Source organism: Gemmatimonadaceae bacterium (assembly GCA_035533015.1).
Lineage (GTDB): Bacteria > Gemmatimonadota > Gemmatimonadetes > Gemmatimonadales > Gemmatimonadaceae > JAGWRI01.
Genome location: DATLUQ010000014.1, coordinates 26,161 through 36,489, shown reverse-complemented (window position 1 = coordinate 36,489; position 10,329 = coordinate 26,161). Strand labels below are relative to the sequence as shown.

Below are 10,329 nucleotides of genomic sequence, written 5' to 3'. Positions count from 1 at the left end.
CGCTGACCGTGACGAGGATGACGGCGACGGCGATCGCCCCCGCCCCGAACCCGATCACCTCGTACCGCAGGATCAACGACTTCTCTTCCTCGAGCAGCTTGTCGCGGAAGACGAGCGTGAAATAGAGCAGCGCGCGGCTGGCCAGGAAGTAGGCAAAGATGAACAGCGCGAGCGGCGGAAGGCTGTCGGCCGTGAGCGCCGTGCCCGTGGCGTCGGTGAGGCGCGAAACCCAGGCGTAGAACCCCACGGACGCCAACAGGGCCAGCGCCTCGCGCCCCCCGTTGATCCAGGCCGATTCCAGCGGCTTGCGCAGCACCACGCGGTCGGCAATGAACACGCCGACGTACAGACCCGCGGCGGCGGCCGGACCCCCGAGAATGATCGTGCCGGCCAGTGCCGGCACGCCAAGCAGGTTCAGCGCTCCGTACTTGGTGAGCGGGATCTGGTAGACGCGCAACAGCGTGGCGCCGATGACGATGACGGCGATGCCACGCCCCTGCGTGAGCCAGCGCGGATCGAGCCACAGGGCCACGGCGAGCACGATCATCCCGATCGTGCCGACCGTGCGCGCGTAGATCCGGAGAAAGGTCTCCACGCTAGATGGCGTCGATGGCGGCCCGCAGCGACCGGGCCAGCCCGACCGCGCGGTCGACACTCTCGTCGGCCGCGCGCACGATCGCGCTGCCCACCACGACGCCGTCGGCCAACCGCGCCACCGCCGCCGCCTGCTCCGGACCGGACACGCCGAACCCCACGTAGATGGGGAGCGACGTCACCGCGCGCAGTCGCGCCACCGTCTCGGGCAGTTCCGGTGGGAGGTCGCTGCGCACGCCGGTCACGCCGAGGCGGCTGATCAGATACACGAAGCCGCTGCCGTGGGTCGTGATCTCACGCATGCGGTCGGTCGGGGTGGTCGGCGCGACCAGCCGGATGAAGGCGAGCGGCCCGGCGCCGAACCATCGTTCGAGTTGCGGGTCCGCGCCCACGGGCAGATCGGTGATGAGGATGCCGTGCGCGCCCGCTTGCGCGGCCCGCTCCAGGGCATCGGGGCCGGCCGCCAGGATCGGGTTCAGGTAGCTGAACAGGACGACGGGAACTGAGAGGCGGGCGCGTGCGATGATGTCGAGCACAGCGTCGTAGGTGACGCCCAGCGTGAGCGCCCGCTGCGAACTGGCCTGGATCACCGCTCCATCGGCCAGGGGGTCGGAGAAGGGCACGCCCACTTCGAGCACGTCGGCCCCCGCCGCTTCCAGACCCTGGAGCAGCGCCACCGACCGCTCTCGGTCGGGATGGCCGGCGGTCACGTAGGGCACGAAGGCTTTGCGGCCCTGCGCGGCGAGCGCGGCGAACCGTGCGCCGACGGCTTCAGACGAAATAGTCACCGACACGAATTCCGTAGCGCTCCGGGTTCTCGGTCCTGATGATCGTGCGCCTGAAGGTGCCTTCCGCGTCGCGCTCGGCGAGATCGATCAACTCTCCCGGGTGCATCAGGTTCCCCATCGCGTCGCCGATCACGCGCACGATCGGGCGCGACAGCATGTCCTGCAGTGGACTGACCGCGTGCACCAGGCCGAGTTCATACGTGTCGAGCACGACGAGCGTGCCCACGGGATAGATGCCCGTGAGGTTGACGAATGCCTTCACCAGCACCGGGTCCATGCCGCGGCGCGGATTGTCGCGCATTTCCTGTACGACGGCCGCCGGGTTCAGGGGCGTGGTCTGGTACGACCGCCGGGACGTGGCGGCGTCGAAACCGTCGGCCACCGCAACGATCTTGCTGTACATGCTCATCTTGCGCGGACGAATGGGCCGCGGATACCCCGTGAGGTCGACCTTCATATGGTGCTCCATCGCCACGACCATCGACCGGTACGGGAACTCCTGCTGCCCGCGCACCTGAAACAGCGCCAGCACGCCGAGCCACGGATGGGCGGCAATGGCCCGCCACTCGTCGTCGGTGAGGCCGGTTGACTTGTTGAGCACCTCTGCCGGCACGCGCTGCTTGCCGATATCGTGGAACAGCGCCGCGAGTCCGAGGTCGTAGAGCTGCCCTTTGCTCAACCCCAGGCGCTTGCCAATGGCCACGGCGAAGATGCAGACGTTGACGCAATGCGAGAACGTGTATTCGTCGTAGTCGCGGATCGTCGTCAGGCCGATGAGCGACGTCTCCTCGTTGAGGATCTCGTCCACGATGCCCTGCACGACTCGTTTGATCTTCTTGATGTTCGGGCTCTTGCCCATGCGCACCGACGTCATCAGGTCCTTGGCCACCACGACGGACTGCGAATACGTCCGCTTGGCGCGTTCCTTGGCCCGCTCGACATCGCCGCTCGCCTGCTGCGTGGGCCCGCCGAGCGTGAGCGCCGTGACGCCGGCGCTCTCCAGCTTGGCTGACAGTTCCGGCAGGCGCTCGTCCGGCGGGTCGGTCGAATCGGCCTGTAGCAGCGAGAGCAGGATCATCCAATCCCGCGAACGGGCTCCCTCGTGCACCTGCACGGAGCCCACGCCGTTTCTGCGGAAGATCGACAGGACGCGGCTGAAGCTCGCGTAGTTGTCGAGGTCGATCCGCAACCGCGTCGAATTGATGAAGATGAACTCTCCCGAGGCACGGATCTGCAGCTCCTGCTCCGGCTTGAGCAGTTCGCCACAGCGCGCCGTGAGCTCGGCGAGCGATTTCTGCACCGCGGCGTTCTCCACTGGGTAGAGCTTCATGGCGCGCAGCGCAGCGTACAGGTCGCGTACCAACTCGCGCCCAGTGCGGCGGATGAACGAGTCCTCGCTGCGCTCCCCGTCCGAGGCCGACGTGGACGTCCGCATCGAGGCGCGGGCCAACGTCTGGCTGGAACCCGCGCCCGGCGGGGGCGCCTCGCGCGACGGATCGCCGGTCATTCCCCCACTCCGCGTAACGCCTTGTTCACCGCGTTGCGCACTACGACGTCTTTCTCCGACCACCCTGCCTTGCGCAGCGCCTGCTCCGCCTCATGGGAGTTGATGCGACCGAGCGCCATCGCCGCGCACGCCCGAATTTCCGAGTCATCACGCCGGCCGAAGAATCCCTTGCCGTTCAGGATCCCATCCAGGTACGGCACCGCCGAAGCGCCGCTCAACTGCCCGTACGCCTCGAAGAACGCCACCTTCTCGGTGAGGTCGGCGTCGCGCAGCGCCTTGCCCTTGACGGCGGCCTCGACGCGCCCCTGCACCGGGCGGTACCCTCGCGCCGCGAGCATTCTCACCGTCTGCACCCGCGTATCGCGGTCGCCGGCCGCCACCCATGGCTCCAGCGTCTGTAGGGCGCCAGCCGAGCCGATCTCCCCCAGCGCCTGGGCACAGGCCAGCCGCAGTTCGGGATCGGCGTTGGCCATCACTCGTCCGATGGCCGCCACGCCGGCCTGGAGCTTGAGCGCGCCGCAGCGACGCACCGCCTCCAGCGATACCGCGCGCTCGTCGGACTGGATGAGCTTCACCAGTTCCGCGGTGTTGGTTGCGGTCAGTCGAGCGGCTGCCTGCTCGAGCAGCGGGCCGAGCCGCAGGTTCTGCAGTCTCCCCATCCACGAGAACAGGGCCCCCAGGGCCGTCGGGCGCAACTGCTCGAACAGCTCAGTGAGTTCGTCGATCGGCGGCAGATCGGTGCTCTCGTCGAGCGCCTGCAGCAGCTGGCCGATGGGTTCCGGATGGCTCAGCCGCGCCGGAATCTGGCCCAGACGTTCGCGCTGCTCCGGCGTGATCTCGCGCGCCCGCTCCGCGGCGACCTGCGACTCGCGCAACAGGTACGCAACCGTCCGCAGGTGGCCGCCGGCCAGCATGTAGATCATGAGCGTCTCGACCAGATCGCACACCTCGGCGCGGATGGCGGGGTCGGGCTGCGATTCGTAGATGTCGAACAGGCTGGACGCCACCGACCGCCGCAGGTCGGCGGCGTACTCCCGTTCGATCTCGAACTGCAGGTACTCGATCTCTTTGTCGTCCAGGAAGTACAGGGTGGAATCGAAGTCGGCCATGTTGACGAGCCCCGCCATGGACTCGTCCGTGAACTCGTCGGAATTGCCGGCGTTTGCGGTGCGCACCTCTTCGGGCGAGACCGGACGCGGCGGCGCGCCCCCGTCCGCCAGCGGGTCGGCGGGGTCCAACCCGAGGTCGATGTAGCGGTAATGGAGATGGACGAAGTCCTGCTCCCAGAGCAGGGTCAGCAGATCGTCCTCATCGGGCGACGCCTTCCGCACCCGTTGCAGGATGGTCAACAGCTTCACCAATTCGTCCTGCTCGAAGCCCTTGGTGATCGTGATCTCGCGCACCCCGTCCTTGTAGAACAGCCAGGGGAGGCTGTCGCCGGACTTGGTGCTCTCCTGCAGCACCGGATGCCCGTGCCACTGGATCTCCAACTCCGTGAACGTCAGCACGACGTCATCCGTCTCGGCCCACACCGGCGCGAACGCGTTGCGCACGGTGTCGATGGCGGCCTTGTAGATCGGATTGTTGGGCAGGTACAACTGGTGAGCGCGGGCCGCCTTCACGAACGTGCGCAACAACTCCTCAACTGGAGCTTTGGGAAACGGGAGGTCCGGCAGCTCCACCTGTTCGGTGCTGTCTCGCTGAATCGGTACTGTCACGGTCCCAAGATACCCATTTCCATTACTTGCGCCACATCCTTGTCGCCCCGTCCGCTGACGCACAGCAGGACCACGTCATCCGGTGCCCAGCGGCCGACCTGCGTCTCTATCCAGGCCACGGCGTGCGCCGACTCCAATGCCGGAATTATCCCCTCCAATTGGGCCAGCGATTCGAACCCCCGGAGCGCCTGCGCGTCGGTCACCGAAACGTAGGTCGCTCGCCCCGAATCCTTGAGAAACGCGTGCTCCGGTCCCACCCCCGGATAGTCCAGCCCTGCCGAGATCGAATGCGCCGGGTGCACCTGGCCGGCGGCGTCCTGCAGCAGATAGCTCATCGTGCCGTGAAGCACTCCGGGCGTACCCTTGGACAACGACGCCGAATGCCGCCCGGTCTCCAGCCCCTCACCCGCCGCTTCGACGCCAACCAACTCGACACCGGCGTCGTCGACGAAGGCGTGAAACGTACCGATCGCGTTGGAGCCACCCCCCACGCACGCCACGACCGTCTTGGGCAGCCGGCCCGTGCGCCCCAGTACTTGGGCGCGCGCTTCCCGCCCGATCACCGCCTGGAAGTCGCGCACCATGCGCGGATACGGGGCCGGCCCCACGACAGAACCGATGATGTAGTGGCTCGTGCGCACGGTGGTCACCCAGTCGCGGATCGCTTCGGTGGTCGCATCCTTGAGCGTACGCGTGCCGGCCGACACCGGAACGACCTCCGCTCCCATGAGCCGCATGCGGTACACATTCAGCGACTGGCGACGCATGTCCTCCTCGCCCATGTACACCACGCACTCCAGACCGAACCGCGCGCACACGGTGGCCGTCGCCACGCCGTGCTGGCCGGCCCCGGTCTCCGCGATGATGCGCTGCTTGCCCATGCGACGGGCCAGGAGCGCCTGGCCGACCGTATTGTTGATCTTGTGCGCCCCGGTGTGGTTCAGGTCCTCGCGTTTGAGCAGCACGCGCGCCCCCACGCGCTGCGAGAATCGCGGCGCTTCGCTCAGCGGCGACGGCCGGCCGACGTAATCGGACAGCAAGGTGTCAAGTTCCAAGTGGAATCCGGCGTCGGCCATGGCCGCGTCGAATGCCGCTTCGAGTTCGTCCAGCGCCGGAATGAGGGTTTCGGGCACGTACCGCCCGCCGAATGCCCCAAACCGCCCGCTCGCCTGTTCTCCACTCATCGCGCCGCCCCGGCGGATCGCACGGCGTCCCGGAAAGCACGCATGCGCCCCGCATCCTTGATACCCACGGTTGATTCGATTCCCGACGACACATCGACCACGTCGGGGTGCAGTGCCCGCACCGCCGACGCCACGTTCTCGGGCCGGAGACCGCCGGCCAGGACCAGCCGCGCCCCGCGGCCACGCAACTCCGCCACCGCCCCAGCAATTTCGTCCCACGCAAGGGCCACGCCAGTGCCACCCAGCGCGCCGTCGACCTTGGCGTCGAGCAGGACCGCGTCGGCCGCACGGAACAACTCGGCGGCGTGCGCCGGGAGTTCCGCGCCCGCCACACGAAGCACCGCCCAGACCTCGCCATGCCACGCCGCGCGCATCGCCTGCACGTCGGCCGCCCGCGGATCGCCGTGCAACTGAACCGCCTGAAGACCGAGGGCCTTCGCGCGCGCGGCGATCACCCCGGGGGGTTCGGCGCCGAACACGCCCACGCGTCCCCCCGACGCCGCTACGCCGGCGAAGATGGCGGCAGCTCCCGCGTCGTCCTGGCGCCGCGGCCCGCCCGCGAACACCACCCCGATGTAGGCGGCTCCCAACTCGAAGGCCAGGCGTGCGTCGGCCGAGCGGGTCATCCCGCAAAACTTGATGTCAGTCACGCGCTCCCTCCCGCCGCGGCGTCGAGCTGAGGGCGCGTACCGCCGCCGCCGGATCGGCCGCCGCCGACACGGCTGATCCCACGAGCACTGCGTCGGCCCCCGCCGCGCCCGCCCGCGCCACGTCGGCGGCGGTCAGTATCCCGCTCTCCCAGATGCCCACGACGCCCGATGGCATCCGCTCCATCACCCGTTCGGCAACCGCGGCATCCACGTCCAGCGTCTCCAGGTCCCGGCAGTTGACCCCGATCACCCGGGCGCCGGCATCCAGGGCACGGTCCAACTCATCGGCCGAGCGCACTTCAACCAGCGTCTCGAGCCCGATCGCGTCCGCATACGCCACGAGCCCACGCAGGGTCACGGGCGGAATGGCGCGGGCGATGATCAATGCCGCTGCGGCCCCCAGGGTACGGGCTTCGAGCAACTGGACGGCATCGAGGTGAAAGTCCTTCTTGAGTACGGGAATCGCCACTCGGGCGCGTACGGCGAGCAAATCCCCGTTCGATCCCCCGAAGTGCACCGGCTCTGTCAGCACTGAAATGGCCGCCGCGCCCCCCGCCTCGTAGGCCGCGGCCTGGACCGCCGCGTCGAGGTCGACCTTGATCGTCCCCCGGGAGGGGGACCGCCGCTTGACCTCGGCAATCACCCGGATCTGGGGGCCGCGCAATGCGGCCCCGAAGGGCACCGCGGCGGGCGACTGCACGAGGGCCCGTTCCAACTCCGAACGCCGGGCGAGCAACGCCGCAACCCGTTGCGTCGTCTGTTCGACGATCGCGCCGAGCGTACCTGCTGGCGGGGACCAGAAACGGGGAACTTGCACTTCGGTTCCTGTTCGGTTAAGCTGTTTTCGGTGGGTCTTCGGGACGGGGTGGCATCGGCCTCCCCGCACGTCCGTTCAACCGGGATTGGCCGCATGCCGCTCACGAAACGCCAGCGCGAAATACTAAACTACCTGACCGCCCATACCGAACAACACGGGTATGCGCCCAGTTTCGAAGAAATCGCGGAGAACTTTCACTTCAGTTCGCTGGCCACGGTGCACGAGCACCTCACGAACCTGGAGCGGAAGGGCTACATCAAGCGGTCGTACAACGAAAGCCGGGCCATCGAGATCCTGCCCTCGGATGCCGTGTCCCGGGCCCTCGAACTGCCGCTCCTCGGCGCCGTGGCGGCTGGTTCACCCATCGAGGCGTTCGACTCCGGAGAGTCGATCACCGTGCCCGAGACCCTCGTCTCGCGAAGCGGCAATCACTACGTGCTCCGTGTGCGCGGGAATTCCATGATCGACGAGCAGATTCGCGATGGGGACTTCGTGGTCGTCAATGAGCGCCCGCGGGCCGACAATGGCGAGACGGTGATCGCCCTCATCGACGGCACCGCTGCCACGGTCAAGAAGTTCTATCGGGAGCGGGACGGGCGCGTGCGGCTGCAGCCGGCCAACGACACCATGGCCCCCATCTACGTCAACGAGAACGACATCCGCATCCAGGGAATCGTGGTTGGCGTGATGCGCCGCTACTAGACCGGAGCGGCGAACGCCCGGCGCAGCCGGTCCAGGGCGTCGATCCCCGCTCTCAATCGGAGCGCCTCGTGGGCCTTGCCGACCGCCGCTTCATACGACGGAGCCGCGCCCCCGACGTAGAGCGCGGCAGCCGCGTTCAGCACCACGGCGGCGGTAGCGCCGGCTGAGCCCTTGCCCTGCAGCACGCTCAGGATGGCGTGGGCGTTGGCCGCCGGTGGTCCTCCTGCCAACTCCGCCGCCGTAGTGCCGGCGAAGCCCAGCGCCCGGGGATCGATCGTCCACTCACCGATCGTCCCATCGCGGATCTCGAGTACGCGGGTGGGACCGAGCGGCGAGATCTCGTCCATCCCTTCGCCGTGCACCACCATGGCGTGGCGCGAGCCGAGTTCGGCCAACGCCCCGGCGAGCAGCGGCGCGCGATCGGCGTCACCTACCCCGATCACCTGCCGGCCGGCGCGCGCCGGATTGGCCAGCGGTCCCACGATGTTCATGACCGTCGGAATCCCCAACTCGCGGCGCACCGGCCCCACATGGCGCATGGCGGGATGCATGAGCGGCGCGAACATGAAGACGATGCCCGCCTCGCGCAGGGCGCGCTCCATGACCGCCACCGGAACATCGATCCGGACCCCGAGGGCTTCGAGCACGTCGGCGCTGCCGCATTGGGTGGTGAACGAACGGTTGCCGTGCTTGGCGATGCGCACGCCCGCACCGGCGGCCAGCAGCGCGGCCGCGGTGGAGATATTGAACGTCTGCACCGAGCCCCCACCCGTACCGCACGTGTCGACGAGGGTATCGGGGTCATCTGCCGCGAGAGGCACCATCACGGCCTGCAGGGCGCGCACCACAGCGGCCACTTCGGAGCCCGTCTCGCCTTTCACGCGGAGCCCCATGAGCACCGCCGCCACCTGGGCCGCCGTCGCTTCGCCCGCCATGATGCGGTCGAACGCCGCCGTGATCTCCGCCGGGGCCACGGGGCTCGCCATGGCGAGGCGGCGGATGATGGTGTGGAGCGGATCGGGTGTGGGTCCGCTAGACACTCAGTGTCTCCACGAGACGTTCCGGGAGACGGGAGTTGCTGGCCGCGAGCGCGATCACGAGCCCCAGCAGGCGCACGCGCTCCACGTCCTCTTCCACGAAGATGCCCGCCATCCGGCGGTTGGTGAGGTTCACGACGCCGATCAACGTATCGTGGTAGACGAGGGGGAAGCTGAGGAACGATCCGGTGGTGTAGTAGTCGTCGCGCAGCAACGGGTGTTCCCGGAATTCGCCCACGTCCTGCACGAGCAGCGGCTCCCGCGTCGTGGCCACGTGGCCCGAGATGCCCGTGCCGAAGGACACCCGCCGGCCTTCCGGTACATTCGGTGCGATGCCGCGGGCCGCGGCCAGGTACAGCGCATCCTCGCCGGGGGCCCGTAGCAGGAGCGAGCAGCGTTCGGCGTTCATATCGTCGCCGACCAGGGACAGCAATCCCTCTGCCAGTTCGCGCGGGTTGTCGGTGGACGCGTCGAGGGCGAGGACGCGTTCGATGAGATACAGCGTGCGCGTCTTCTGCCGCAGCTGCTCGCTGCGTCGGTGCAACTCCACGTGCGCCTTCTCGAGCTGCTCCACCGCCGAGCCGATCGTGGCCTCCACCGCATCGGAGCGCCGTTTGGCCCGGCGGGCGTCTTCCCGGACCTGTGCCAACTCGCGCTCCAGTGACACGGTGCGCCCGCGCTCGCCGTCCGACGAGAACTCCCCCGTGGCTTTGAGCAGTTGCTGCTCGAGGGTCGCGAGCTTGCGTTCGTACTCGCCGTGCACGCGCTGCGTCACGTCCTCGAGCGTGCGCACGGCGTCGTGTCGCGCGTCCGCCTCCAGGAACCGGGCGTACGCGAGTTCGAACAGCGCCACCGCCGGCTGGAACCGCTCACTGGTGCGCGTGCCGAAGATCTTGCGGGGCTCGAAAAGCACGAGGATCCCCGAAAGCCCACCCTCGAAGTGCAGACCCTTGAGCGCGAGATAGCCACCGTCGGCGATGTCAGGCAAGCCGAGCAATCGGGCGAACTCCACCGAGGCATCGCCGAAATCGATGAACACGCCGCCGCTGGTCACGGCCACACGCTCACGCGTGGGCAGATGATCGAGGGTGGTATCGATCACCGCCACATCCACGCCGTCGGGCCGCGCCAGCCGCCGCTCGCGCATCAAGGCGCGGCGTGCGTCGTAGGTGACGAGCGCCACGCAGGCCAGGCGGTCGAGTTCCGAGAGGCCCTCGGCGAGCGCGACGAGGGCCGCGTCCAGATCGGGCGCGGTATTGAGCGCGTAGGCGAGCGATGCAAGAGTGCGTGGCGGCATGATGAGGGGCGGGCGCCACGAGGGTGAGATTGCGG

10 protein-coding genes are annotated in these 10,329 nt (G+C 68.4%); 1 reads left to right on the top strand and 9 read right to left on the bottom strand.

The window, feature by feature from the left end; translation table 11 throughout:
- The 7 genes from VNF92_03345 to VNF92_03315 all read right to left on the bottom strand — a co-directional run.
- A partial coding sequence (locus tag VNF92_03345) for a hypothetical protein (protein HVA56898.1) occupies positions 1-595 on the bottom strand: 595 nt, incomplete at its 3' end.
- A 1-nt stretch (position 596) separates the two neighbouring features.
- The gene (gene trpA, locus VNF92_03340) at positions 597-1,382 is read right to left on the bottom strand and encodes a tryptophan synthase subunit alpha (GenBank protein HVA56897.1); all 786 of its coding nucleotides are present in this window, start codon (positions 1,380-1,382) and stop codon (positions 597-599) included.
- On the bottom strand, positions 1,366-2,889 hold the full coding sequence (locus tag VNF92_03335; GenBank protein HVA56896.1) for an HD-GYP domain-containing protein: 1,524 nt from the start codon (positions 2,887-2,889) through the stop codon (positions 1,366-1,368). The genes trpA and VNF92_03335 overlap by 17 nt, the downstream gene beginning before the upstream one ends.
- Positions 2,886-4,607: a HEAT repeat domain-containing protein gene (locus VNF92_03330; GenBank protein HVA56895.1), complete on the bottom strand. Its 1,722-nt coding sequence runs from the start codon at positions 4,605-4,607 to the stop codon at positions 2,886-2,888. Before VNF92_03330 ends, VNF92_03335 begins: the two co-directional genes overlap by 4 nt.
- The gene (trpB, locus tag VNF92_03325) at positions 4,604-5,791 is read right to left on the bottom strand and encodes a tryptophan synthase subunit beta (GenBank protein ID HVA56894.1); all 1,188 of its coding nucleotides are present in this window, start codon (positions 5,789-5,791) and stop codon (positions 4,604-4,606) included. The genes VNF92_03330 and trpB overlap by 4 nt, the downstream gene beginning before the upstream one ends.
- Positions 5,788-6,441, bottom strand: a complete 654-nt coding sequence (locus VNF92_03320) for a phosphoribosylanthranilate isomerase (GenBank protein ID HVA56893.1) — start codon at positions 6,439-6,441, stop codon at positions 5,788-5,790. The genes trpB and VNF92_03320 overlap by 4 nt, the downstream gene beginning before the upstream one ends.
- Positions 6,434-7,258, bottom strand: a complete 825-nt coding sequence (locus VNF92_03315; protein ID HVA56892.1) for an indole-3-glycerol phosphate synthase TrpC — start codon at positions 7,256-7,258, stop codon at positions 6,434-6,436. Before VNF92_03315 ends, VNF92_03320 begins: the two co-directional genes overlap by 8 nt.
- A 93-nt stretch (positions 7,259-7,351) precedes the next feature.
- Here VNF92_03315 and lexA point away from each other — a divergent pair, with 93 nt between their 5' ends.
- The gene (gene lexA / locus VNF92_03310) at positions 7,352-7,960 is read left to right on the top strand and encodes a transcriptional repressor LexA (protein ID HVA56891.1); all 609 of its coding nucleotides are present in this window, start codon (positions 7,352-7,354) and stop codon (positions 7,958-7,960) included.
- On the opposite strand, the gene trpD is transcribed toward lexA, so the two are convergent.
- Both trpD and VNF92_03300 read right to left on the bottom strand, forming a co-directional pair.
- Positions 7,957-9,000: an anthranilate phosphoribosyltransferase gene (gene trpD, locus VNF92_03305; protein ID HVA56890.1), complete on the bottom strand. Its 1,044-nt coding sequence runs from the start codon at positions 8,998-9,000 to the stop codon at positions 7,957-7,959. The genes lexA and trpD overlap by 4 nt on opposite strands.
- A complete protein-coding gene (locus VNF92_03300) occupies positions 8,993-10,294 on the bottom strand; it encodes a GAF domain-containing protein (GenBank protein ID HVA56889.1) in 1,302 nt (433 codons plus the stop codon). Before VNF92_03300 ends, trpD begins: the two co-directional genes overlap by 8 nt.
- Positions 10,295-10,329 lie beyond the last annotated feature (35 nt).